Here is a 23,882-nt window from a genome sequence, read left to right on the forward strand (position 1 = left end):
CCATGGAGTTCCTCGTGACTGTATCTTCGGCCTCCGCTTCTCCGGCTTCCACCGCCGCCCCGGCCGCCGCCACCTTCGTTGACCGGCACATCGGCGCCCGCCGGGAGGCCGACGTGGAAACGATGCTCAAGGCCGTTGGCTACGACACCGTGGACGCGCTGGTTGATACCGCCGTCCCCAAGGACATCCGGCAGGACTCCGCGCTGGAACTGGCGGGCGCACTAAGCGAGGTGGAGGCGCTCGCTGAACTGCGCAGGCTGGCAGCCAAGAACAAAACCGCCGTGCAGATGATCGGCCAGGGCTACTACGACACGGTGACGCCCCCAGTGATCCGCCGCAACATCCTCGAGGGTCCGGCCTGGTACACCGCCTACACCCCGTACCAGCCCGAGATTTCCCAGGGCCGTCTTGAGGCGCTGCTCAACTTCCAGACCATGGTGCAGGACCTGGTGGGCCTGCCCATCGCCAACGCCTCCCTGCTGGACGAGGCCACCGCTGTGGCCGAGGCCGTACTGATGATGCGCCGCGCCAACAAGAACCAAGATGCGCGGGACGGCAAAACGGTGCTGGACGCGGACTGCCTGCCGCAGACCATCGCCATCGTGAAGGGCCGCGCCGAGGCGCTGGGCTTCGACGTTGAGGTCGCGGACCTCGCCAAGGGCCTGCCCGACGGCATCATCAACGGTGTCGTGCTTCAGCAGCCCGGCGCTTCCGGCAGGGTCTTCGATCACAGCCCGGTGATTGCCGACGCCAAGGAACGCGGTGCCCTGGTGACCGTTGCGGCCGACCTGCTCGCCCTGACCCTCATCACGCCTCCGGGCGAGCAGGGCGCCGACATCGCCGTCGGTTCGGCGCAGCGGTTCGGTGTTCCGTTGTTCTATGGCGGCCCGCACGCCGCTTACATGGCAGTGCAGAAGGGTCTTGAGCGCTCGATGCCCGGCCGCCTGGTGGGCGTCTCAAAGGACTCCGCCGGCGTTCCTGCCTACCGCCTGGCCCTGCAGACCCGCGAGCAGCACATCCGCAGAGAGAAGGCCACTTCCAACATCTGCACCGCCCAGGCGCTGCTGGCCATCGTGGCCTCCATGTACGCGGTGTACCACGGCCCCGAGGGATTGAAGGCGATCGCCCAGTCTGCCCACAGCCACGCCAAGGCGCTCGCCGCTGCCCTCACGGCCGCCGGCCTCGAAGTGCTGCATACCAGCTTCTTTGACACCGTCACGGTCTCCGTCCCGGGCAAGGCGGCAGGCATCGTGGCCGCCGGCGAGGCGAAGGGCATTAACCTGCGCAGCATCGACGCGGACACGGTCGGCTTTTCCACCGATGAAACCACGACGACGGAAATCGCCGGCGGCGTCCTTGAAGCTTTCGGACTGGAAGCCTTTGGTACTTCTGCCAGTGACTCCGAAGGTGACGCCGGCCTTTGCCTGGATACCGCCGTCGAACGTTCCTCTGACTTCCTGCAGCACCCGGTCTTCAACACCTACCGTTCGGAGACGCAGCTCCTGCGCTACATCCGGAAGCTCAGCGACCGGGACCTGGCGCTGGACCGCACCATGATTCCGCTGGGCTCCTGCACCATGAAGCTGAATGCCACGGCCGAGATGGAAGCCATCTCCTGGCCCGAGTTCGCCTCCATCCACCCCTTCGCCCCGGACTCCCAGACCGAGGGCTGGCGCGAACTGATCGCGGACCTCGAGGCGCAACTGACCGAAATCACGGGCTACGACCAGGTGTCCATCCAGCCCAACGCCGGCTCACAGGGCGAGCTCGCCGGCCTGCTTGCGATCCGCGGCTACCACCACTCCCGCGGGGACCAGCAACGCAACGTCTGCCTGATCCCCGCGTCCGCGCACGGCACCAACGCCGCCTCAGCGGTCCTCGCAGGCATGAAGGTGATTGTGGTGGCCACCGCCGCCGACGGCACCATCGACCACGCCGACCTTTACGCCAAAATCGAGGCGAACAAGGACGCGCTGTCCTGCATCATGATCACCTACCCATCCACCCACGGCGTGTACGACGCCGACGTGCGCGAGGTCTGCGACGCCATCCACGCCGCAGGCGGCCAGGTGTACATCGACGGCGCCAACCTGAACGCGCTTGTTGGCCTCGCCCAGCCCGGGAAGTTCGGCGGCGACGTTTCGCACCTCAACCTGCACAAAACCTTCTGCATCCCGCACGGCGGCGGCGGCCCCGGGGTCGGACCGGTAGCTGCCAAGGCACACCTGGCACCGTTTATGCCCGGCAACGCGGCCACCTGGACCGAAGGCAATGACGTCCCGATCTCTGCCTCACGGTACGGTTCCGCCGGCGTGCTGCCCATCTCGTGGGCGTACGTAAAGCTCATGGGCGGCCAGGGGCTCACCGAGGCCACCAAGTCCGCGCTGCTCGCCGCGAACTACATCGCGGCGCGCCTGAACGACTTCTTCCCTGTCCTGTACACAGGGGAAGGCGGGCTGGTGGCACACGAGTGCATCCTGGACCTGCGCGAGCTCACCGCCAAGACCGGCGTCACCGCCGAGGACGTAGCCAAGCGCCTCATCGACTACGGCTTCCACGCCCCCACATTGGCGTTCCCGGTTGCCGGTACGCTGATGGTGGAGCCCACGGAATCCGAGGACCTCGGCGAGATCGACCGCTTCATCGAGGCCATGATCTCCATCCGCGCCGAGATCGACCAGGTGGCGCACGGGGACTTCACTGTTACCGACAGCCCGCTGCGCAACGCACCGCACACCGCCGCGGCCGCCATCAGCAGCGACTGGGACCGCGCCTACCCCCGTGAACAGGCAGTGTTCCCGGTGAAATCACTCAAGCAGGACAAGTACTTCCCGCCCGTCGGCCGCATCGACGGCGCAGCCGGCGACCGGAACCTGATCTGCTCCTGCCCGCCGCTTTCCGAGTTCGAAAACTGAGACCGGCCATGACTGAGAAGTACACCGCTCTCTACGACGAGCACAAGAAGCTGGGTGCGTCCTTCACGGACTTCGGCGGCTGGCAGATGCCCCTGAAATACAGCTCCGAGCTCGCCGAGCACCACGCCGTCCGCAAGAGCGCCGGGCTGTTCGACCTCTCCCATATGGGCGAGGTCTGGGTCACCGGTCCGGACGCCGCCGCGTTCCTGGACTACGCGCTGGTGGGAAAGATTTCCGCCATGCCCGCGGGCAAGGCCAAGTACTCGCTGATCTGCAATGAGGACGGCGGCATCATCGACGATCTCATCACCTACCGGCGCCCCGCGGCGGAGGACGGCACCGACGTTTTCCTGGTGGTGCCCAACGCAGGCAACGCCACGGTGGTGGCCGCTGCGCTCACCGAACGCACCGCTGGCTTCGACATCGCCGTTAATGACGCTTCCGCTGTGACATCACTGGTAGCCGTCCAGGGCCCGAAGGCGCAGGAACTGCTGCTCCGCCTCGTCCCGGCCGCGCAGCACAGCCTGGTGACGGAACTGAAGTACTACGCCGCCGTCGAAGTTCCGATCCTGGTGGCAGCCACCGGGCTGAACCTCCTGCTTGCCCGCACCGGCTACACGGGTGAGGACGGGTTCGAGATATTTGTAGCGAACGACGACGCCGCGCGCCTTTGGCAGGCACTCGTCGCCATTGCGGACGAGGGGGAGCTGACGCCGGCAGGCCTCGCTTCCCGCGATTCCCTCCGCCTGGAAGCGGGGATGCCGCTGTACGGCAACGAGCTGTCCCTGCAGGGCGACCCGTTTGCCGCAGGGCTGGGACCCGTTGTTGAGCTTTCCAAGGAAGGCGACTTTGTGGGCAAGGCAGCGCTGGCGGCCCGAAAAGAAGCCGGTGCGGGCACCACGTCCGGCCGCAGGCTCGTGGGACTCAAAGGCCTGGGCCGCCGCGCAGGCCGAGCCCACTATCCGGTCCTCAAGGACGGCAATGTCGTCGGCGAAGTCACTTCGGGCCAGCCTTCACCCACCCTCGGGTACCCCGTCGCCATGGCCTACGTCGACGTCGAGTTCACCGAAGTTGGCACCGCCCTGGAGATTGATCTCCGAGGCAAGGCAGAGCCGTTCAAAGTCGTCGACCTCCCATTTTACAAGCGCACCAAATAACCACGCGGTTTCGCCCACCCTCGGCCCGATCACACTCTTAGTTAGGAACTGTCATGGCTGTTGGTGTCTTTGATCTCTTTTCCATCGGGATCGGGCCTTCGAGTTCGCATACCGTTGGTCCGATGCGGGCTGCCGCCGTGTTCGCGGAGGAGCTGAAATCCTCCGGTGCTCTGGACCGCGTAGCGTCCCTGCGGGTTGATCTTTACGGATCGCTCGCCGCGACGGGCCACGGCCACGGCACCATGACGGCTATCCTGCTCGGGCTGGAGGGCTTCCACCCGGAGCTGATCCTTCCTGACGAGGTGGAGGAACGCCTGGCGGCAATCAACGAGTCGGGCATGCTGCAGCTGGCCGGCGCCGTGGCCATGCCCTATGGCGTGAAGGACATGGTGCTGCGGCCATTGACCATCCTGCCCCGGCACACCAACGGCATGACCTTCACCATCTTTGACGCAGGGGACGAGATCCTCCACACCGCCACGTTCTTCTCCGTGGGCGGGGGCTTCATCGTCCGCGAAGGCGAGGAGGATGCCGCGCAGCAGGAGCTTGAGGAGTCCAAGAAGGAACTGCCGCTGCCCTTCCGCACTGCCGCCGAGCTGCTGGAACACTGCCGGTTAAAGGGGCTCTCAATCGGCGACATCATGCTGGTCAACGAGAAAGCCTCCCGCTCCGAGGACGAGATCCGGAAGGGCCTGCTGCACATCTGGTCAGTGATGGAGGCCTGTGTGCAGACCAGCCTCAAGCGTGACGGTTTGCTGCCCGGGGGACTGAAGGTCCGCCGTCGTGCCCCTGACTGGCATGACCGGCTCCTGAAGGAGGACAAGGACCACGACCCGAAGTATTGGCAGGAGTGGGTTAACTTGATCGCCCTGGCAGTCAACGAGGAGAACGCGTCCGGCGGCCGCGTGGTCACCGCACCCACGAATGGAGCTGCGGGCATCATTCCGGCGGTGCTGTACTACGCGCTGCACTTCGCCCCGGGCATGGAGAACGCCACGCAGCAGGATCGCGACGACGTTGTGGTCAGGTTCCTGCTGGCGGCCGGGGCCGTCGGGGTGCTGTACAAGGAGCAGGCGTCCATCTCCGGTGCAGAGGTGGGCTGCCAGGGCGAGGTGGGGTCGGCGTCGTCCATGGCCGCGGCCGGACTGGCAGAGGTGATGGGCGGAAGCCCGGCGCAGGTGGAAAATGCCGCGGAGATCGCGATGGAGCACAACTTGGGCCTGACATGCGATCCGATCGGCGGGCTGGTGCAGGTGCCGTGCATCGAACGGAATGCGATCGCCGCCGCGAAGGCGATCAACGCGGCAAAGATGGCGCTCTGGGGCGACGGCTCACACCGTGTCTCGCTGGACGAGGTCATTGTCACAATGCGTGAGACGGGCAGGGACATGAGCTCCAAATACAAGGAAACGGCCATGGGCGGCCTTGCCGTCAACGTGGCCGTGTGTTGACCGCGGCCGCGTCCTTAGTGGAGGCGCGGGCAGGTTGTAACGTGCCTTATCAGTTGTGGACCGCGGCCCACCAGTTAAGCGTTGCGGCGAACACGAGCCAGCTGATGTACGGCAGCAGGAGCAGCCCCGCCATGCGGCTGATGGGACCGAAGTACAGGACTGTCACCGACACCGCGGCGATGAGTGCAAGGATGATGACCAGCGCCGACCACAGGGCAGCCGTCCCGATGGCGGGGTAGAGACCAAAAAATACCGGGGTCCACGCCAGGTTCAGTGCGAGCTGGATTCCGTAGGCTGCCAAAGCACGCTTGGTCCCGGGTGCCCGCTTCCGCCACACCAGCCATGCCGCGACCGCCATCGCCGTGTAGAGGACAGTCCAGACCGGACCGAAGACACTGTTGGGCGGCGACCAGGGTGCCTTGTCGGCGGTGGCGTACCACCCCTCCACGTTGCCCACGGTGGCGAGGGCTCCTAGCCCGGCCACGAGGTAGGACGTTGCCAGGAGGACAACCAACGCCGCGGTCTGCGTGCCGGCCCCCGGCCGCTCAGCGCTTTTATCCTGCTGCGTCAACTGTCCGGAATGCGGCTGCATGCTCCAACAATCGCCAACGCCCTTTTCGGAGTCAAGAGGGCAGGCTGGAACGCATCGGCGGAACGGCGCTGGCCCCTGCCCGTGGAAAAGCCCCCACCCCATCAGGCTGGAATGCCCGAACGCCGCCAGGCTTTAGACTTGAGGCTGCATGTCCGCACGCAGCCACGAGAACAGAACCGCGCACAACCCTGATTGGACACGGCCCCCTTGCGAGAATTCACCGCACGTTTTGCCACCGCCGAGGAAATTGAAAACTGGGACAAGCACGTCACTGCCAACCCGAACGGCGGCAACATGCTGCAGTCGGCGGCGTACGCGTCGGTTAAGAACGGCACTGGCTGGAAGGTCCGCTTCCTGGTGCTGGAAAGCGCCGGCGCAGCCAGCTACAACCTGGTACTCGAGAAGCGCTTCCCGGTGCTGGGCCGTCTCTGGTACCTCATCAAAGGCCCGGACCTCGCTGCCTCCGGGGACCTTAAAGCAGCCCTTGAAGCCTGTGCCGACTTCACCCGGGCCAGGAAGCTCAACGTCTTCACCATCAAGATCGAACCTGACTTCGTTGACTCGTCCGATGCCCAGGCGCACCTGGCCGAAGCCGGATTGGTCAAGGCACCCAACATCCAGTCCAACGACTCCACCGCCCTGCTGGACATCTCCGGCCCGGAAGAAGACGTCTTCAAGGCCATCTCCTCGCGCGCCCGCAACGCCATCCGCCGCGCCGAGCGGGAAGGCTGCGAAGTGTTCCGCAAGGAACACGGCCCGGAAACCTACCGGGCGCTGTATGACCTGATGGCGGACACCGTTAATGCCAAGGGATCCATGCCGCTGCGCAGCTACGAGTACTACGCCGCGTTCTGGGAAGAGTTCTGCAACCGCGGCCAGGGCAACTTCTTTTTCGTCTACGAGGACGGCAAGCCCAGCGTCGGTGCCTTCGTCATCAACTACGGAGCCAAAGCCACGTACAAGGACGGCGGTTCCACCCAGAACCGCAAACAGTACGGCGACTCGCACCTGGTCCAGTGGGCAGCCATCAAGCGTATGCAGGAACTCGGCTGCACCGAATACGACTTCTGCGGCACTCCGCCCGCCGCCCGGATCAAGGACAAGAGCCACAACCTGTACGGCATGGGCATGTTCAAGACCAGCTTCAGCAAAACGGTTACCGATTTTGTGGGGTGCCACGATTACGTTCTTGCTCCCGTGAAGCACCTCCTCTGGGTCAAAGGCGCAGAAAAAGTCTTCCGCCGGATCGACACCGCGCGGACCGGCCAGCAGTTCTACTGACCTGACACATCCGGGCTAATCCCAGCACCGCTGGCCCGCCCATACCCGTCATTGCCCTGCGCCTGCAACTGCCAAGGCCGCACAACCGCGAATGAGGAAATCCCTTGAATCCAGTCACCACCGGCACCGATCTTGAATTTGCCATCCTCAGCGACGCAGACTTCGAGGCATTTGCCCTGAAGCACCCGCAAAACAGCTTTCTGCAATCCGTTGACTTCGCGGCCTTCCAGCGCGCCCGCGGCCAGCAGGTGGAGCTTTTCGGTATCCGCCGCAACGGCGAACTGGTGGCTGCCGGGAAACTGAACTACACCACCACCCGCCTGGGCTACACGGTGTGCGAATGCGCCAAGGGACCCCTGATGGACTACACGGACGCCGACCTCGTGGGCGCCGTCGTCGGACTCCTCCGCAAACGCGCCGCGGAACGCAAAGCCGCCGAGCTGCGGATTTCCCCCAACCTCAAGTACATCGCCCGCGACGCCGACGGCGCGGAACACCCCGAGGTTGAGGACAACCGCCCGCTGGTGGCCCGGCTTGCCGGGCTGGGATTCCAGCACCAGGGCCTGGACATGAACTTCGTCAACGTGAACTGGATGTTCATCAAAAGCCTTGCAGGCGTCAGCGACGCGGAAGAGCTCATCATGGGCACCAGCTACCGGACCCGCAAGGCCATCCGCAAGGCCGAGAAAAACGGCGTCTTCCTGGAACAGGCAACCCTGGAAACCCTGGACGACTTTTACGGTGCGCTGAGCCGGGCCGGGGACGAGAAGGGGTTCGTCTACCGCGAACGCGCCTACTACCAGCACCTGCTCCGGACCACCTCCGCAGAGTTCACGAAGCTGATGATGGCCAAGATCGACATCCCGGCTTACCGGAAATCCATCACCGAGCGGCTGGAGGCGGAATCGGCGACGGCAGCCGAACTGCGCGGTGAGGTTGAAGAGACCGGCAGCAAGAAAAAGGCCAACCGGCTCAAAGTGGTCCAGGACCTCGTGGACAGCTACGAACGGAGCCTCAAGGACATTGAGCGGTTCCCCGACTCGGTGGGAGTCGCCACCGTGGCCGCCATCCACTTTGTCTGCTACGGCGATGAAGTGGTGTGCGTCATCGGCGGCACCGTCCAGGACTACATCTACTTCAACGGCGCCACCTCCCTGTACTGGGGCATGATGCTCCACGCACTGGAGAAGGGGTACCCGCGGTACAACTTCTATGGAACATTCGGCATCTCCGGCCAGGACGAGGAAGGCCACGGCGGGTACGAGTTCAAAAAGGGCTTCGGGGGCGAAGTGGTCCAGCTGGTGGGCGACTTCGTGACGCCAGTCCGTCCCGCCGTCTTCCACGCCAACAGGCTTGCCCGCGCGGCAGCCGCAGCTGCCCGCACCCTGCTGGGCAAGCTGCCCCTGAAACGTTCAGCCTGAAATACCAAACACAGCACCACACCGGGAGGAGGCGACCATGACTGACCGGCCCGAACGTCCCGGGCGCAGGCCGCGTACGGACGGCCTGCCCAAAACAGAGCCGCTGACGCCTGCCCAGGTCCGGCAGAACGCCGCTGCCAAGAGAATGCTGCGGCGCCTGGTGCAGGGCGAGAATCCGCCCACCGCGCCGATGAGCATCGTGGACCGGCTGACGGGGAGCCCCTACGCCAACCCTACGATCCAGGTGGGCGGCGTGGACACCTCTGCCCGCAAGACGCTTGACTTCGCCCTGCACCTGGCCGAAACCATGTTCCGGTACGGAGCCGGTGCGCTGGAGGTTGAAACGAGCATCATCGCCGTCACCGCGGCGCTGGGCCTGAAGAACATTGAAGTGGACATCACCAACCAGTCCGTCGGCATCAACTACGCTCCGAAGGACCAGACTCCCATTTCGCTGCTGCGGGTGGTGCGTTCCTGGACCAACAACTACGCAGGCTTGGCGAAGGTGCATCAGCTGGTGACAGATATCGTGGCCGGGGGAGTAGGCCGGGACGAGGCAATCCGCCGGCTTGATGAGGCCATTACCAGCCCCAAGCCCTTTCCGCGCTGGATGGTCACGGTAGCCTTCGGCACGTTCGCAGCCGTCTTCGTGGGGGTCCTGGGCGGCGGACCGGTGTCCTCTGCCATCGCCTTTGCGGCCAATATCGGCATCAGCCTGCTCGCCCGCCAACTGGGGCGGTGGCGCGTGCCGGACTTCTTCATTACGGCCAGCTGCTCCTTTGTGGTGACGCAGCTGGCACTGGTGCTGTGGCAGTTCGGGCTGACCGCGTCGCCGGCCATCGTGGTGGTGGGCGGCATCCTCCTGCTCCTGCCGACAGGACGCCTCGTTTCGTCCGTCCAGGACGCCATCAACGGCTTCCCCGTGACGGCGGCTGGCCGGTTCCTGTCAACGCTGCTGACCTTCGGCGCCATCGTGGCGGGAATCGCCGTCGCCTTCGTGGTGGGTGAACTGACCGGGATGCAGCGCATCGACGTCACCCAAACCTTCCCGCCAGCCTACGATCTGTGGGTCCTGGTCATTTTTGTGGCGGTGGCCGTCATGGCCATCGGCATCACCGAACAGACCAGCTGGCAGCTCCTGCTGCCCACCGCGGCTGTGGGCGTGGCCGGCTACCTCGTCCTGCTTGCGGCGAGCCAGCTCGGAGTAGGTGATCGGTTTTCACCGGCCCTGGCCGCGGTGGTCATCGGCCTGCTGGCGCGTGTGGTCGCCCTGAGGATGGGAGCGCCGCAGCTGGTGGTTGCCGTGCCCGCAGCGCTGATCCTGCTGCCCGGCCTCACCATCTTCCGGTCCATGTATGTGCTCACCATCGAGGAAGCCGAGATCCTGCTGGGCGCCGGCGGGATGCTTAACGCCGGTGCCATCGTCCTGGGGACAGCGGGCGGCATCGTCCTCGGTGACACTCTTGCCCGGCCATTGACGCGCAGCCTTGCGAGCAACGAGCGGCGGCGCGCCCGCCGCCGCTGACTCGTTACGCGCTGGCTAGATCTGTCCCACAGCCAACTTTTTCTCCGCCTGGAACACATCCTCCACCCGGCCCTTGGCCCAGTACCCCGACAGGGAAACCTGGCTGCGTTCCAGGCCGCGCTGATCGAAAAAGACCCCGCGCAGGGCCTTCATGTAACTGCGCTCGCCATGGGCGAACACGTCCACCCTGCCCGCGGGCCATTCGGCACCTGCTACCGCCTGCACCAGTACGTGACTCTCGCCCGCGGGGACACCATTGCGGGCAAGCCAGTGGATTTTCACTCCGGAGGGAGCGGCAATCGGCTGGATGTCGGCGTTGGAATCCACCTCCAAAAAGGCCAGGCCCACTGCCTCCCTCGGCAGGGACTCCAGGCACGCAGCAATTGCCGGCAGCGCCGCCTCGTCGCCGGCGTAGAGGTACCAGTCGGCGTCGGGTGCCGGGTTGTAGGCGCCGCCGGGGCCGGTGAAGGTCAGGATGTCGCCTGGCTGCGCCTTGGCCGCCCACGGGCCAGCGAGGCCCTCGTCCCCGTGGACCACAAAATCGATGGCCAGCTCGCGCGCCGAAGAATCCACCCAGCGGATGGTGTACGTGCGGGTGAAGGGCCATTGTTCCCTCGGCATTGTCTCGCGGATGCTCCACAGATCCAGGGGAGAGGGATACTCCACACCCGGCTGCGGAAAAACGATCTTGACGTACCGGTCCACAAAACCGTTGTTGGCGAAGTCCGCGAAGCCGTCCCCGCCGGCGACAATCCGCACCATGTGCGGGGAAAGCTCTTCCCTGCGTACAACGGCGAGGTTGATCTGCGGACGGCTTTTCTTGTTGGCGCTGGTAGCGGCGGGAAGGGTGTTCATAAGGCAAGCCTAAGCTAGGCCGCCGGGGGGAGCTCCCAGGTTACGCCAAGGGCACCCTGCCCCTTCAAAAGTTCATTGACGCGGCTGAAAGGCCGGGACCCAAAAAAGCCTCGGGATGCGGACAGCGGACTGGGGTGGGCGCTCGCCACTGCAGGAGCCCCCTCCAAAAGGGGCCGGACACTTTCGGCGTCCTTTCCCCACAGCACCGCAACGAGCGGCATCCTGGACCCGTCGTGGTTCCGCCGGCGGGCGACCGCCGAGACTGCCGCCGTCGTGATCTTCTCCCAGCCTTTGCCGCGATGCGAGCCGGCCGATCCCGCCCGCACTGTCATGACGCGGTTCAGGAGCAGCACGCCCTGGTCAGCCCATGCGGACAGGTCGCCGTGGACCCGCACCGGCAGGCCGAGGTCCGTTTCCAGCTCCCGGTAAATGTTCGCCAGGCTCCGGGGGATGGGCCGCGTGCGCGGATCCACCGAGAAGGACAATCCCACCGCATGTCCCGGCGTCGGGTAGGGATCCTGGCCCACAAGCAGCACCTTTACCTTCGCGAGCGGCTGCCGGAAGGCCCGCAGGACGTTCGACGGCGCCGGCAGCACCTGGTGCCCGGCTGCCACTTCGTCCGCGAGGAAGGCGAGCACCTCCCGAAGTTCGTCTTCCACACCCGCCAGGGCGGCGGCCCAGTCGGGCGCCATCAGCTCCTCCAGCGGGAGCTGCGCCAGCTCGGCGAAACCGGCTCCCTGCGCCGGTTCCTGCTCAAGTTCGAACAAAGCATCTGATTCAAACACGGTCCCATTCTTGCAGGGCACCGGAAGCGGCGCCCTGGGCATGCTGTCACCAGCGCAAATGACAACGCTGTTATTCGTCCGTAGCATGGGGGTCAGACATTTTTACGTAACCAGCTAAGGAGTGCGCCGTGGCGGAACCAGCTCGGGAGCTCCTGCCGGAGCCGGAACCCCGGCAGTCCCTCCTTGCCGACTTCAAGCTTCGTGACTCGCCGCTAAGCGAGCGTCACCAGCAGATGCTTGCCCTGGAGCGTCAGTGGTGGAAGTATGCCGGCGCCAAGGAACAGGCCATCCGGGAGCTTTTCGACCTCTCCGCGACCCACTACTACCAGCTGTTGAACGCGTTGATCGACACCGAGGATGCGCTGGCCCACGATCCCATGCTGGTCAAGCGATTGCGTAGACTACGTACGTCGCGTCACCGTGCACGTACCGCACGGCGCCTGGGGTCCGACGCCTAAGACGCTCAAGCTGAATTACCAGCAGCAATCAACAAGGATATCTCCATGACCAAATACGCCCGCGATGAATTCGACAAGGTCCCGGAGACTGCTTCGCGACAAGGTGTCCACCGCGCGGCTTCCGCCCCGTCACGGGTGCGGCTTTGGCCCATTCTCGCAGTGGGCATCGCCGCCCTGGCGATTGGATTGGTGTCCTTCCTGATCCTTCCCAAGCTCGGCGTCAGCACCCTGGACAACCAGGCATCTGTAAGCCGGGAGGCAGCCCCGCTGGCCGGCACCGGTTCCACTCCTTCGGCCACCCCCGAGGCTTCTCCGGAACCCTCTGCGGAGGCAACACCTTCCGCGTCCAGTGCGCCCGAAGCCAGCACGGCCGCCGGACCGGAACCGGAACCGGACGAGCCAACCTCCGCTCCCGCGTTCGTCGACAAGACACAAAGCGTTGCCATCTACAACGCCGCCGGGACGGCAGGACTTGCCGGCCGGGTGGGCGGAACGGTCCAGGCCGACGGCTGGACGCTCGGACAGGTGGGCAACTGGGCCGGTTCCCCGCAGCAGGCGTCCGTCATCTTCTACCAGGGGGCAGGCCAGCTACCCAGCGCCCAGGCCCTGGCGGCGCTTCTCGGCATTCCCACCGTGGTGAACAGCACCGAGTTCCAGGTGCCGCTTGTAGTGGTGCTGGGGCCGGGCTACCGGTAAGGCCTGAGGAGCCGCGTCAGGCCTGGGGGTTACGCCTGCATAACTTTTGCGGGTGGTCCCACGGCAGCCGGCTGCCCCCGGCCACGCATTGGCTAGAGTGATTTTTAGGTGCGGTTGGAGCCTGTCGGCACACAGCGGCGTGGGCACCCGGACACAACGGAAAGAGTGGTCAGCATGGCACAGGGAACCGTCAAATGGTTCAACGCTGAAAAGGGCTACGGCTTCATCACCGTTGACGGCTCCGGTGATGACATCTTTGTCCATTGGTCCGCCATCCAGGGCGAAGGTTACCGGGCACTGGACGAGGGCCAGCGGGTGGAGCTCGAAGTTGGCGAAGGCGAGAAGGGCCCGCAGGCTGAAAGTGTCCGGCCGGCAGAGTGATTGATCTGAACCTCCGCCCTGCAAACCTCCGCCGGGCGCTTTCCACGGCTGCCCTATGTTCTGCCGTGGCGTTGACAGCCTGTTCCGGGGCCACCGGAAATGCCCGGGTGGAAGCCGCAGAGGCTTCCGGTGACGGCACCCTGCGCGTGGGACTGATCCTGGACAACACCGGCCAAAACAGCTTCCTCAATGCCCCTCAACTTGCCGCCGCCAAGCTCGCCGTGCAGGAGATCAATGCAGCCGGCGGCCACAAAGGCAGGCCGGTGGAACTCCTTCCCGCCGGCACGGGGCAGGGTGCGGCAGAACAGGCCCAGGCGCTCGTCGCCGCGAAGGCAGACGTCGTTATCGGCCCCACCGATTCAAGCCATGCCACAGCGGCAATCGACGTACTCTCCCGTGCCCGCACTCCGCTCATCTCGCCAGCCAACACTGCTGCCGGGCTCAGCAGCATCAGGAGCGGCGGCTATTACTTCAGGACCGCACCGGCCGACGTCGCGCAGGGTCCCGTCCTGGTGAAGCTGGCCAAGGACGCGGGCGCCGCGTCAGTCGCAGTCCTGTACCAGGAGGGTTCCTACGGCAAGGACCTTTCCGACGCCGTTGCCGACTCTGCCGAACAGGCGGGATTGGACGTGCTGGCAACTGCGGGGTTTAAGCCGGGCCACGCGGGCAGCGCAGCCGATGCGGCCGGGAAGGCTGAAGCAGGCGCCGTCATTGTCATAGCCCGTGATGGCGGGCAGGGCGCCCTGGCGGAACTGGCCAACTCGGGTGTTGACGATAAGCAGCTCATCCTCAGTGACGGCGCCTTCGGCCGCTATGGTTCAGGTTTGGCAGCAGGGTACCTGGAGGGCGCCCGCGCCGTGGTTCCCGGACAGCTTCCCGACGCGGAATTCCAGGCAAGGCTCCTGGCGGTGGACCCTGACCTGAAAGACGTATCTTTCGCTGCCGAAGCCTATGACGCCGTGACCGTTGCTGCCCTGGCTGCTGCGAGGGCCCAGGACGACGCCGGCCGGTCAATTGCCGCCAACCTGATCGCTGTTTCGGGAGGATCGGCAGGGGAGGGGCCGGGCGAGGCCTGCCCGTCCTATAGGGACTGCCTGGCACAGCTGAAGTCCGGGCCGGATGCCAATTATGACGGCGAGTCAGGGCCAATTGCCTTTGACGCCAACGGAGACATCACCACGGCCACATTCAGCGTCTTCACTTACGGAGCCGACAACAACCCCGCTGTGAGCGGCAACGAGACGGCGGGACGGGCTTCGGACTGAACCTCGCCGCCACTGCCCGGCGGCACTGTTTTTCGCACCCTTTCGCTTGCACTCTCACGTGGGGAGTGCTAATTATTGAGTTAGCACTCTGACGTACCGACTGCTAAGCAAAGCTGGTTCAGGCCGGCGGCGCACTGCACCGGTCGAGGAGCGAGAAACACCTAACTGGAGTGAGATCTGCACCCGGAGGCATACAGAGGCCAACGGCAAAGGATCGTCCGTCGCGGGCACTGCAGCGAAGGTTCATTCTTAACGACTGTCCCGAAAGGACTATTGCCGTTATGGCCAAGATCATTGCATTTGATGAAGAGGCACGCCGCGGCCTTGAGCGGGGCCTGAACATCCTCGCCGACGCTGTTAAGGTCACCCTCGGCCCGCGTGGACGCAACGTCGTCCTCGAAAAGAAGTGGGGCGCCCCCACGATCACCAACGATGGTGTTTCCATCGCCAAGGAGATCGAGTTGGACGATCCTTACGAGAAGATCGGCGCCGAGCTGGTCAAGGAAGTTGCCAAGAAGACGGACGACGTCGCCGGCGACGGTACCACCACCGCTACCGTGCTGGCACAGGCACTGGTGAAGGAGGGCCTGCGCAACGTTGCAGCAGGCGCTGACCCGCTGTCCCTCAAGCGCGGCATCGAGAAGGCTGTTGAGGCCGTCACCGCCGAACTGCTGAACTCCGCCAAGGAAATCGAAACCAAGGAAGAGATCGCCGCAACGGCTTCCATCTCCGCCGGTGACGACGAAATTGGCGCCCTCATCGCCGAAGCCCTGGACAAGGTTGGCAAGGAAGGCGTCATCACGGTCGAGGAGTCCAACACCTTCGGCCTGGAGCTTGAACTCACCGAAGGCATGCGCTTCGACAAGGGCTACATCTCGGCCTACTTCGTCACCGACACCGAGCGCCAGGAAACCGTCCTTGAGGACCCGTACATCCTGATCGTCAATTCCAAGATCTCCAACGTCAAGGAACTGGTTGCTGTCCTCGAAAAGGTCATGCAGTCCAACAAGCCGCTGCTGATCATCGCCGAGGACATCGAGGGCGAGGCCCTGGCCACCCTGATCGTCAACAAGATCCGCGGCACCTTCAAGTCCGTTGCCGTCAAGGCCCCGGGCTTCGGCGACCGCCGCAAGGCGCAGCTTGCCGACATCGCCGTCCTCACCGGCGGCCAGGTCATCGCCGAGGAAGTTGGCCTCAAGCTGGAAACTGCCGGCCTGGAGCTCCTGGGCAAGGCACGCAAGGTTGTTGTCACCAAGGACGAGACCACCATCGTCGAGGGTGCAGGCGACGCCGACCAGATCGCCGGCCGCGTGTCCCAGATCCGCGCCGAGATCGAGAACTCCGATTCCGACTACGACCGCGAGAAGCTGCAGGAGCGCCTGGCCAAGCTGGCCGGCGGCGTTGCAGTCATCAAGGCCGGTGCCGCAACCGAGGTTGAGCTCAAGGAGCGCAAGCACCGCATCGAAGATGCAGTGCGCAACGCCAAGGCTGCTGTTGAAGAAGGTATCGTCGCCGGTGGCGGCGTTGCCCTCATCCAGGCCGGTGCCAAGGCATTCGCCAACCTGCAGCTGTCCGGCGACGAAGCAACCGGCGCCAACATCGTCCGCGTTGCCATCGATGCTCCGCTGAAGCAGATCGCCTTCAACGCCGGCCTGGAGCCGGGCGTTGTGGTTGATAAGGTCCGCGGCCTGCCCGCCGGCCACGGCTTGAACGCCGCAACCGGCGAATACGTCGACCTGCTGGCCGCCGGTGTAAACGACCCCGTCAAGGTAACCCGCTCTGCCCTGCAGAACGCGGCTTCCATTGCCGGTCTCTTCCTTACCACCGAGGCAGTTGTGGCCGACAAGCCGGAGAAGAACGCTCCGGCCATGGGCGGCGGCGGGGACGACATGGGCGGCATGGGCGGCTTCTAAGCTCCCACTGCCGGGCCTGTCCCGCAAAAGTTCAAAAACTGTGGCCCCCTCTCGCGAGGGGGCCACAGTTTTGTGTTGCGGGGTTTTACTACCTGGCGCCCGCCACCATACCCTCAACTTCCTTCTTGAATGCTTCGGCCGCTGCCTGCGGCGTGAGACGGTCGTAGAGGACCTCATCGGTGTACCGCTTGATCACGTTCTGCACACTGCCGGCACCGACCGGGGGAACGGGCGGTGCCTCCTTCATGTCCGGGGCGGTATCCTTCAGGAAGCTGACCACGGTGGTGTCCGCGGGCTTCAGTGAGGGCGTGATGCTGTCAACGATCTCCGCATTGGTGGGCACGCCCCGGTCCGTCATCAGGATGGCTCCGGCTTCCGGGCTGTTGGACAGGTAGTTGATGAAGGTGGCGGCGGCCTCAGGGTGCTTGGACCGTGACGAAGCGGACCAGAACATGGTGGGCTTGTAGTACATGCCGTTCTTGGCTGCGGAACCATCGCCGCTGGGCGCACGGAGCATCTTAATGCTGCTGCCGGTAGTGGCCTCGAGGGAACCGAGCTGGTTGGTCCACCACCACGCCATTCCCACCCTGTTGGTGCCAAAGAGGCTCTCTTCGAGACCTGCCCCGGCGTCCTCGGTGGCCACGGTTGCCGGTGGACTGGCCTTCGAATCGCGCTGCTCCTTCAGGCGCTCCCAGAACGAGGCGGCTGTTGCAGTATCGAAGTCCAGATTGCCGTCCTTGGAGTAGAGGTTCTCGCCGTGCTGGCGCAGCCAGATGATCAGGTCTGCCTCGTTGCTGCCGTAGGCGGCGCCGTAGTTTTTCCCGTCTCCTGCGGCGCTGATTTTCGCCGCCGTCTCCATAAACTCGTCCCAGGTCCATTTGGTGTCATCCGGGAGGGGGACCTTGGCGGCCTCAAAAACCTTTGTGTTGGCCATGATGACGTAGGCGTTCTGGCCGGTGCTCAACCCGTACTGGGCGCCGTCATACTGGCCTGAAGCCAGCCCTTCCTTGTCCAGCTTTGACGAATCGATACCGTCCTGCTTGGACAGGTCCAGCAGGGCGCCGCGTCCGCCGTATTCGGCGATGTACTTCTGGTCCATCTGGATGATGTCAGGGGCGTCATTGGCCGCGGTCTTAGTGGCAAGTTTGTCCCAGTAGCTGGCCCACTCGCCGGGTTCGGATTCGATCTTGATGTTTGGATGCTCTGCTTCGAAGGCGTCGATGACCTTTTCAGTCTGGGCATTGAGGTACTCGTTGCCCCACCAAGCAAACCGCAGGGTCACTTCCTCGTTGCTGTTGGAGCTGGTGGACGTGCCACATCCGGTTGCGAGGAGGGATAGGGCAACGGCTGCAGCGCCGAGCTGGAATCGCCTCCGGCTGACGGTTGGAATCGACATTGAGGTGCCTTCCTTGTTCTGATGAGTGCGCTTCCTTTGTCCTTCCGGCCGGCGTCGTTGCTGGCGGATTTGGACCGAGAAAGCGCTTTCTTGCTATAACTTCCGATTGTGCCGGTGCTCCGATGCCCACGTCAAGAGGTTCTGGTAAACGCTTTCCTGTTTCTCCTTCGGACGCTTCTGGTACCTATGGGCATGCCGGGTGCGTGTTGCGGTCTTGCCGGGTTGCTGTGTCGCTGCACCCGCACTCCTGCGTTGTCGGTGGCTTCTGGCAGGATGGACCGGTGACGATTACTGCAGCGGCCGACGGTTCGGCTTTGGGAAACCCGGGTCCGGCCGGTTGGGCCTGGTACGTGAATGACGATTGCTGGCGCGCCGGCGGATGGCCCCACGGCACCAACAACCAGGGTGAACTGATGGCTGTCCTGGATCTGCTGCGGGCCACCGCGCACCTTCGCCACGAGGACCTCCACATCCTCTGCGACAGCCAGTACGTCATCAATTCGATCACCAAGTGGATGCCCGGATGGAAACGCAAAGGCTGGCGGAAGGCGGACGGCAAGCCGGTGCTGAACGTTGATCTGCTCAAGGAGCTGGACCGGGAACTCGCGGGGCGGAAGTACAGGTTCGAGTGGGTCAAGGGCCACGCCGGGCACGACTTGAACGAAGCGGCCGATGAGCGGGCCCGGGCCGCCGCAACGGCCTACCAGCAGGGAGTTGCGGCACGGTCAGGCCCTGGGTTCCCGGGCGCCCACCACGCGTCGGCTTCCGGAACCCCGGCTTCGGCGAGCCCGGCAGCCGGTAAAGCCTTTGACGGTGGTGCACCCCCAGCAGCCGCATCCGGCGAACTCGACCTTTTCAGCCAGCAGGATGCCACACGGCAGGAAATGACGCAGCAAAACGTTGGCCGGCAGAACGGTGCCCAGAAGGAGTCCGCTCCGAAGGAACTCGCCCAAGAGGACTTCCCTCAAGAGGAGTTCGCCCAGCTGGATTTCACCCAGGTGGACGGCGCTTTTGACCTGGCCGGCGGAGGCAGGGCGGAAACAGCCGCGCCCGAAGTCCTGGTGGAAAAGTTGGAGCGGGAACTGCTGGGTCCCCTGGTGCGCGGCGACATCGGCAGGACGGCTGTCCTGCTGCACCCGGACTTCCTGGAGATTGGGAGCTCGGGCAGGGTCTGGACGCGGGACGCCATGATGATGGCACTCGAAGAAGACCCGGGTGAGCGGACCGACATCGAGATCCTCGGTGCGGACCGCATAGGTACCAGCGCTGTCCTGCTGACCTACCGAAGCTACGCGCGCTCCGGCACGACTCTCAGAAGCTCACTCTGGGTACTGGACGGTGGACGGTGGCGGCTGCGCTTCCACCAGGGGACACCCGAAGCCTAGGACTTCACGAACGGCGGGTCAGCTGAACCTTTGGGTGTTTCCCTGCTCAGCCTGCGCATACGTGGCCGCCGCCGACGAGAGCGCCATGTTGATTGAGGCCAATGAAGCCTCCACCCTGCCCTGGGTGATGGTCCACTCCGTGATGAGTGCCTGAAAGTTCGTGGCAGCAGAGCCCCGCCAGGTGCCCTGGAGCTCGTCAAGCCCCCGCTTCATGGCCTGGACATCGGCGCTGATGCGGTCCACTGTTGCCTGGACATTGGCGGATTTGAGCTGAAGCAGTTCGGTGTCGACGGAAATGATGCTCATGGCAGTGCCTTTCGCTGGAACGGGCAGCCTCTGCTCCCGCGCCCGGACTTTCCGGGCCACGATGACGAGCCTACGAAAAGCGGGTGCGGCGGTGCCATGGCCGGGAGACTCCATGTGGATAACCCGGCCGTCGTTGCCCCTGGCGTCGTTGCCGGCACGCTACGGAAATGAGCCCAGGTTTTCCACTTGGGCGTTGTCTGCAGATTCGTTCTCGGGCGGGTCAGCCCGGTTGGGGAGGATGACCACCAGCGTGGCGCCACCGCCGTCCGTATTCTGCACCCGGACAGAACCGCCGTGGGCCCCGACAATGGCGGCAACAATGGCCAGCCCCAGCCCGCTGCCCCCCGTCTCGCGCGTACGGGAGGTATCGGCGCGGTAGAAGCGCTCGAAAACCTTGGACGCGTCCTCCTCGGAGATGCCGGGCCCGTGGTCGCGCACTTCGATGACTGAGCGGAGTTGCCCGCCCTCCATGGCGCGGACGCCGACAGCCAACTCAATCGGGCTGTCTTCGGGGGTGTAGCGCAGTGCGTTGCCTACCAAATTGCCTACCACCTGGCGGAGTTTCGCTTCGTCGCCCAGCACTGGCGCGGGAGCTGCCGGGCCGCCGTCGAGGCCGACGAGCGCTATTACCCGGGACCGGGCACTGGCCTGAGTGTCCACCACGGCGTCATGGGCAATCAGCTGAAGGTCCACAGGCTTTTGCTGCAACGGGCGTTGCTCATCAAGGCGGGCCAGCAGCAGCAGGTCCTCCACCATTGAGCCCATGCGCTTGGCTTCGCTTTCGATCCTGCCCATGGCAGTGGCCACGTCCTCGTTCGTGGCCAGCGCCCCGTGCCGGTACAGCTCCGAGAAACCGCGGATGGTTACCAGCGGGGTGCGCAGTTCATGGGAGGCGTCGGCCGCGAACCGGCGCATCCTGGCCTCCGACGCCGTGCGTGCGGCAAATGCTGTTTCAATGTGGGCAAGCATGGCGTTCAGGGAACTGCTGAGCCGGCCGAGCTCGGTGCTGGGATTTTCCAGGTCCACGCGGCGCGACAGGTCCCCGGCAGCAATGGCGGCGGCGGTCTTTTCCACCCGGGCAAGCGGCCGGAATGCGCGCGATACGGTCCAGCTGGCGATCAGGGACGCCAGCAGCAGGGTCAGCAGGCCCACTCCCAAGACGACAAGGGTGGCGTGCTCCAAGACATCGTCAACGCTCTCCAGGGGCAGCCCGATGACCACCACCGCGGTGGTCTGGTTGTTCTGCACCGTCACCGCCATAACCCGCCAGTTTTGGCCGTCGGAGCCGCGCACCTGGAAAGGGGCATTGCCGCGCGCCTGGGCCTGTTCCACGGTCATGGAGCTGATGTCCGGTCCGTTGTCCGGTTCAGCGCCGAACGGATAAGGCTCTTCACCAGGGACAAACAAAATCAGCGAATAATCGGTGGGAACCATGGGTGCCTGCAGCTGCGAGAAGGACCGTTGCCTGCCCGCCAGGTCAATGGCTGCGTACAGCTTCTGGTCCACCTGGGTCTGCAGGTAGTTGTGAAGCAGGGCCAAGGTGCCTGCCCCCGTCACTGTAAGGGCGACGATGAGCAGTGCCATGATCATGGCCACCAGTTGCGTCCTGAGCGAGGCCGACTTCCACCGCGGCAGCAAGGTCAGCGCTTTTCTGCCGTCCGGAGCACGTAACCCACGCCGCGCTTGGTCTGGATCAGGGCCGGAGCTTCAGGGTCGATGTCCACTTTCCGGCGCAGGTAGGAAATGTACGACTCCACGATGGAGGCATCGCCATTGAAGTTGTACTCCCACACATGGTCCAGGATCTGCGACTTGGACAGCACCCGGTTGGGGTTCAGCATGAGGTAGCGGAGCAGCTTGAACTCCGTGGGGGACAGCTCGATGACGGTGCCGCCGCGCCGCACTTCGTGGGCGTCGTCGTCGAGCTCCAGGTCATCAACGCGGATCACAGCGTCGTCGTCGAGCATGGGCTGCGTCCGGCGCAGGACGGCCCGGATCCGGGCGACCACCTCATCGAGGCTGAAGGGTTTGGTGACGTAGTCGTCCCCGCCGACGGTGAGGCCGGTAACCTTGTCCTCGGTATCGTCCTTGGCTGTCAGGAAAAGAACGGGGAAGTGCTTGCCGGAAGCCCTGAGGCGGCGGGTGACGGTGAACCCGTCCATGTCCGGGAGCATAACGTCCAGGACGGCGAGGTCCGGGGCGTGCAGGTCGGCAGCGGCAAGGGCATCGCGTCCGTTTGCCGCGGAGACCACGTCGAATCCGGCGAACCGCAGGGACGTGGAGAGCAACTCCCGGATGTTGGGTTCGTCATCCACCACAAGGAGCTTCGCTTCTGGGCCGTTCTTGTTCATATTCCCATCATGCTCCCAGACACTGGGAGTTGTCTGGATACTTGTTGTGAGCAAGGTGAGATGCCCGCCTTCTTTTACCAGTCTGGAAGGGAACCTGCTACTCGGCCGTTTCCACGTCCTTGGCGTCCATAATGCGGTAGGCGTAACCCTGCTCGGCAAGGAACCGCTGGCGCCTGGCGGCGAACTCCTGATCCAAGGTGTCCCGTGCCACGAGCGAGTAGAACCGGGCGGCCCGCCCGTCCTTCTTGGGCCGCAGCAGCCGGCCGAGCCGCTGTGCCTCCTCCTGCCTCGATCCGAAGGAACCCGAGACCTGGATCGCCACTGAGGCCTCTGGAAGGTCGATGGAAAAGTTAGCCACCTTGGAGACTACGAGCGTCTGGATCTCGCCCGCACGGAAGGCATCGAAAAGCTTCTGGCGCACCTTCACGGAGGTGTCACCCTTGATGACGGGCGCCTCCAGGCGCTCGCCGAGGTCGTCCAGCTGGTCGATGTATTGGCCGATGACCAGCAGTTGCTCCCCGGCGTGCCGGGCAACGAGCTGTTCCACCACCAGGGTCTTGGACTCGGAGGTGGCGCAAAGCCGGTACTTGTCCGCGTCGTCGGCCATGGCATAAGCCACGCGCTCGTCCCGTGGCAGGTCCACCCGGACCTCAATGCAGTCCGCCGGGGCGATGTAGCCCTGGGATTCGATGTCCTTCCACGGTGCGTCGTAGCGTTTGGGTCCAATCAGGCTGAACACCTCGCCCTCGCGGCCGTCTTCGCGCACCAGGGTCGCTGTCAGTCCCAGGCGGCGCCTCGCCTGCAGATCCGCCGTCATCCGGAAGATCGGGGCCGGCAGCAGATGGACCTCGTCGTAAATGATCAGGCCCCAGTCATGTCCGTCCACTAATTCAAGGTGCGGATACAGGCCGCCGCGTTTCATGGTGAGGACCTGGTACGTGGCAATGGTCACCGGCCGGACTTCCTTCACCGCTCCCGAGTACTCGCCGATTTCGTCCTCGGTGAGGGACGTTCGCTTGAGCAGCTCGTCCTTCCATTGCCGGGCAGCCACCGTGTTGGTGACCAGGATCAGGGTGGTGGTGGAGCCGGTAGCCATGGCCGCTGCGCCCACCAACGTTTTGCCCGCGCCGCAGGGCAGCACCACAACGCCGCTGCCTCCTGCCCAGAAGTTGTCGCTTGCCATCTGCTGGTAGGGCCGCAGTTTCCAGCCGTCCTCTTTCAGCGCAATCAGGTGCGGAGTGCCGTCCACGTAGCCGGCCAGGTCCTCCGCCGGCCACCCGATCTTGAGCAGGAGCTGCTTGAGCTGCCCGCGCTGCGACGCGTGCACCACCACAGTCTCGCCGTCGATGCGCGGTCCCAGCAGCGGCTGGATTTTCTTGGACCGGATTACTTCCTCGAGCACAGGGTAATCGTCAGTCCGCATGACCAGGCCGTGCTGCGGGTCCTTTTCCAGGCGCAGCCGGCCGTACCTGGACATGGTTTCCTCGACGTCGATCAGCAGCGAGTGCGGCACCGGGAACCGGGAGTACTTCAGAAGGGTGTCCAGGACCCTCTCGGCGTCCAGTCCGGCTGCGCGGGCGTTCCAGAGCCCGAGCGGGGTCAGCCGGTAACTGTGGACGTGCTCGGGGGCACGTTCCAGTTCTGCGAATGGCGCGATGGCATGCCGGGCTTCGGTGGCGAGCTCGTGGTCCACCTCGAGGAGGATGGTCTTATCGCTCTGGACTATCAGGGGTCCGTCGTTCACGCGGG

General features: G+C 64.7%; 20 protein-coding genes. 12 read left to right on the forward strand and 8 right to left on the reverse strand.

Annotated elements, in window-relative coordinates; translation table 11 throughout:
• The first annotated feature begins 2 nt into the window (after positions 1–2).
• Genes gcvP through CXQ88_RS13330 form a run of 3 tightly spaced genes read left to right on the forward strand, consistent with a single transcriptional unit; the run spans position 3 to position 5,523 of the window.
• Positions 3–2,915 carry an aminomethyl-transferring glycine dehydrogenase gene (gcvP, locus tag CXQ88_RS13320; RefSeq protein ID WP_104044637.1) on the forward strand — a complete coding sequence of 971 codons (2,913 nt, stop codon included), beginning with the start codon at positions 3–5 and terminating at the stop codon, positions 2,913–2,915.
• An 8-nt stretch (positions 2,916–2,923) separates the two neighbouring features.
• The gene (gcvT, locus tag CXQ88_RS13325; RefSeq protein ID WP_104044638.1) at positions 2,924–4,072 is read left to right on the forward strand and encodes a glycine cleavage system aminomethyltransferase GcvT; all 1,149 of its coding nucleotides are present in this window, start codon (positions 2,924–2,926) and stop codon (positions 4,070–4,072) included.
• A 53-nt stretch (positions 4,073–4,125) separates the two neighbouring features.
• Positions 4,126–5,523, forward strand: a complete 1,398-nt coding sequence (locus CXQ88_RS13330; RefSeq protein ID WP_104044639.1) for an L-serine ammonia-lyase — start codon at positions 4,126–4,128, stop codon at positions 5,521–5,523.
• A 49-nt stretch (positions 5,524–5,572) separates the two neighbouring features.
• Here CXQ88_RS13330 and CXQ88_RS13335 read toward each other — a convergent pair whose 3' ends face one another.
• Positions 5,573–6,115, reverse strand: coding sequence for a TspO/MBR family protein (locus tag CXQ88_RS13335; RefSeq protein WP_104044640.1), 543 nt, complete (start codon positions 6,113–6,115; stop codon positions 5,573–5,575).
• Between the two features lie 207 nt (positions 6,116–6,322).
• Between CXQ88_RS13335 and CXQ88_RS13340 the strand changes: the two genes are divergently transcribed.
• From CXQ88_RS13340 to CXQ88_RS13350, 3 genes are all read left to right on the forward strand, one after another.
• The gene (locus tag CXQ88_RS13340; protein ID WP_104044641.1) at positions 6,323–7,396 is read left to right on the forward strand and encodes a lipid II:glycine glycyltransferase FemX; all 1,074 of its coding nucleotides are present in this window, start codon (positions 6,323–6,325) and stop codon (positions 7,394–7,396) included.
• 104 nt (positions 7,397–7,500) lie between these two features.
• Positions 7,501–8,817, forward strand: a complete 1,317-nt coding sequence (locus CXQ88_RS13345) for a peptidoglycan bridge formation glycyltransferase FemA/FemB family protein (RefSeq protein ID WP_104044642.1) — start codon at positions 7,501–7,503, stop codon at positions 8,815–8,817.
• Between the two features lie 37 nt (positions 8,818–8,854).
• The gene (locus CXQ88_RS13350) at positions 8,855–10,342 is read left to right on the forward strand and encodes a threonine/serine ThrE exporter family protein (RefSeq protein ID WP_104044643.1); all 1,488 of its coding nucleotides are present in this window, start codon (positions 8,855–8,857) and stop codon (positions 10,340–10,342) included.
• Between the two features lie 15 nt (positions 10,343–10,357).
• Here the strand turns inward: CXQ88_RS13350 and CXQ88_RS13355 are convergent, their stop codons facing one another.
• Together CXQ88_RS13355 and CXQ88_RS13360 are read right to left on the reverse strand one after the other, a co-directional pair.
• Positions 10,358–11,197: a siderophore-interacting protein gene (locus CXQ88_RS13355; RefSeq protein ID WP_104044644.1), complete on the reverse strand. Its 840-nt coding sequence runs from the start codon at positions 11,195–11,197 to the stop codon at positions 10,358–10,360.
• Positions 11,198–11,211: 14 nt separating this feature from the next.
• Entirely contained in the window at positions 11,212–11,982 is a 771-nt protein-coding gene (locus CXQ88_RS13360) for a uracil-DNA glycosylase (protein WP_258061861.1), read from the reverse strand.
• Between the two features lie 128 nt (positions 11,983–12,110).
• On the opposite strand from CXQ88_RS13360, the gene CXQ88_RS13365 reads away from it, so the two are divergent.
• The 5 genes from CXQ88_RS13365 (at position 12,111) to groL (ending at position 16,695) form a co-directional block, all read left to right on the forward strand.
• Positions 12,111–12,440: a DUF3263 domain-containing protein gene (locus tag CXQ88_RS13365; protein ID WP_104044646.1), complete on the forward strand. Its 330-nt coding sequence runs from the start codon at positions 12,111–12,113 to the stop codon at positions 12,438–12,440.
• A gap of 45 nt (positions 12,441–12,485) precedes the next feature.
• Entirely contained in the window at positions 12,486–13,136 is a 651-nt protein-coding gene (locus CXQ88_RS13370; RefSeq protein ID WP_104044647.1) for a LytR C-terminal domain-containing protein, read from the forward strand.
• A gap of 174 nt (positions 13,137–13,310) precedes the next feature.
• Positions 13,311–13,517, forward strand: coding sequence for a cold-shock protein (locus tag CXQ88_RS13375; RefSeq protein ID WP_009358138.1), 207 nt, complete (start codon positions 13,311–13,313; stop codon positions 13,515–13,517).
• On the forward strand, positions 13,514–14,782 hold the full coding sequence (locus tag CXQ88_RS13380; protein ID WP_373637767.1) for an ABC transporter substrate-binding protein: 1,269 nt from the start codon (positions 13,514–13,516) through the stop codon (positions 14,780–14,782). Before CXQ88_RS13375 ends, CXQ88_RS13380 begins: the two co-directional genes overlap by 4 nt.
• Positions 14,783–15,063: 281 nt before the next feature.
• A complete protein-coding gene (gene groL / locus CXQ88_RS13385; protein WP_104044648.1) occupies positions 15,064–16,695 on the forward strand; it encodes a chaperonin GroEL in 1,632 nt (543 codons plus the stop codon).
• 88 nt (positions 16,696–16,783) lie between these two features.
• Here the strand turns inward: groL and CXQ88_RS13390 are convergent, their stop codons facing one another.
• Entirely contained in the window at positions 16,784–18,091 is a 1,308-nt protein-coding gene (locus CXQ88_RS13390; RefSeq protein WP_104044649.1) for an ABC transporter substrate-binding protein, read from the reverse strand.
• Between the two features lie 281 nt (positions 18,092–18,372).
• Here CXQ88_RS13390 and CXQ88_RS13395 point away from each other — a divergent pair, with 281 nt between their 5' ends.
• Complete coding sequence (locus CXQ88_RS13395; protein WP_104044650.1) at positions 18,373–19,476, forward strand: ribonuclease HI family protein; 1,104 nt, start codon at positions 18,373–18,375, stop codon at positions 19,474–19,476.
• An 18-nt stretch (positions 19,477–19,494) separates the two neighbouring features.
• Here the strand turns inward: CXQ88_RS13395 and CXQ88_RS13400 are convergent, their stop codons facing one another.
• The 4 genes from CXQ88_RS13400 to CXQ88_RS13415 form a co-directional block, all read right to left on the reverse strand.
• Positions 19,495–19,782 (reverse strand): WXG100 family type VII secretion target, encoded by a 288-nt coding sequence (locus CXQ88_RS13400; protein ID WP_104044651.1) that lies wholly within the window; start codon positions 19,780–19,782, stop codon positions 19,495–19,497.
• Positions 19,783–19,941: 159 nt separating this feature from the next.
• Entirely contained in the window at positions 19,942–21,420 is a 1,479-nt protein-coding gene (locus tag CXQ88_RS13405; RefSeq protein WP_181037514.1) for a sensor histidine kinase, read from the reverse strand.
• 2 nt (positions 21,421–21,422) lie between these two features.
• Positions 21,423–22,133, reverse strand: coding sequence for a response regulator transcription factor (locus tag CXQ88_RS13410; RefSeq protein WP_104044652.1), 711 nt, complete (start codon positions 22,131–22,133; stop codon positions 21,423–21,425).
• Between the two features lie 97 nt (positions 22,134–22,230).
• On the reverse strand, positions 22,231–23,877 hold the full coding sequence (locus CXQ88_RS13415; RefSeq protein ID WP_104044653.1) for a DNA repair helicase XPB: 1,647 nt from the start codon (positions 23,875–23,877) through the stop codon (positions 22,231–22,233).
• Positions 23,878–23,882: the final 5 nt, after the last annotated feature.

This window comes from Arthrobacter sp. ZGTC412 (genome assembly GCF_002929215.1).
Classification (GTDB): Bacteria; Actinomycetota; Actinomycetes; order Actinomycetales; family Micrococcaceae; genus Arthrobacter.

What these genes read in the sequence shown, in the direction of transcription:
- gcvP (WP_104044637.1), top strand. Translation starts at nt 3, where the DNA reads ATGGAGTTCCTCGTGACTGTATCTTCGGCCTCCGCTTCTCCGGCTTCC.
- gcvT (WP_104044638.1), top strand. Translation starts at nt 2,924, where the DNA reads ATGACTGAGAAGTACACCGCTCTCTACGACGAGCACAAGAAGCTGGGT.
- CXQ88_RS13330 (WP_104044639.1), top strand. Translation starts at nt 4,126, where the DNA reads ATGGCTGTTGGTGTCTTTGATCTCTTTTCCATCGGGATCGGGCCTTCG.
- CXQ88_RS13335 (WP_104044640.1), bottom strand. Translation starts at nt 6,115, where the DNA reads ATGCAGCCGCATTCCGGACAGTTGACGCAGCAGGATAAAAGCGCTGAG.
- CXQ88_RS13350 (WP_104044643.1), top strand. Translation starts at nt 8,855, where the DNA reads ATGACTGACCGGCCCGAACGTCCCGGGCGCAGGCCGCGTACGGACGGC.
- CXQ88_RS13355 (WP_104044644.1), bottom strand. Translation starts at nt 11,197, where the DNA reads ATGAACACCCTTCCCGCCGCTACCAGCGCCAACAAGAAAAGCCGTCCG.
- CXQ88_RS13370 (WP_104044647.1), top strand. Translation starts at nt 12,486, where the DNA reads ATGACCAAATACGCCCGCGATGAATTCGACAAGGTCCCGGAGACTGCT.
- CXQ88_RS13375 (WP_009358138.1), top strand. Translation starts at nt 13,311, where the DNA reads ATGGCACAGGGAACCGTCAAATGGTTCAACGCTGAAAAGGGCTACGGC.
- groL (WP_104044648.1), top strand. Translation starts at nt 15,064, where the DNA reads ATGGCCAAGATCATTGCATTTGATGAAGAGGCACGCCGCGGCCTTGAG.
- CXQ88_RS13390 (WP_104044649.1), bottom strand. Translation starts at nt 18,091, where the DNA reads ATGTCGATTCCAACCGTCAGCCGGAGGCGATTCCAGCTCGGCGCTGCA.
- CXQ88_RS13400 (WP_104044651.1), bottom strand. Translation starts at nt 19,782, where the DNA reads ATGAGCATCATTTCCGTCGACACCGAACTGCTTCAGCTCAAATCCGCC.
- CXQ88_RS13410 (WP_104044652.1), bottom strand. Translation starts at nt 22,133, where the DNA reads ATGAACAAGAACGGCCCAGAAGCGAAGCTCCTTGTGGTGGATGACGAA.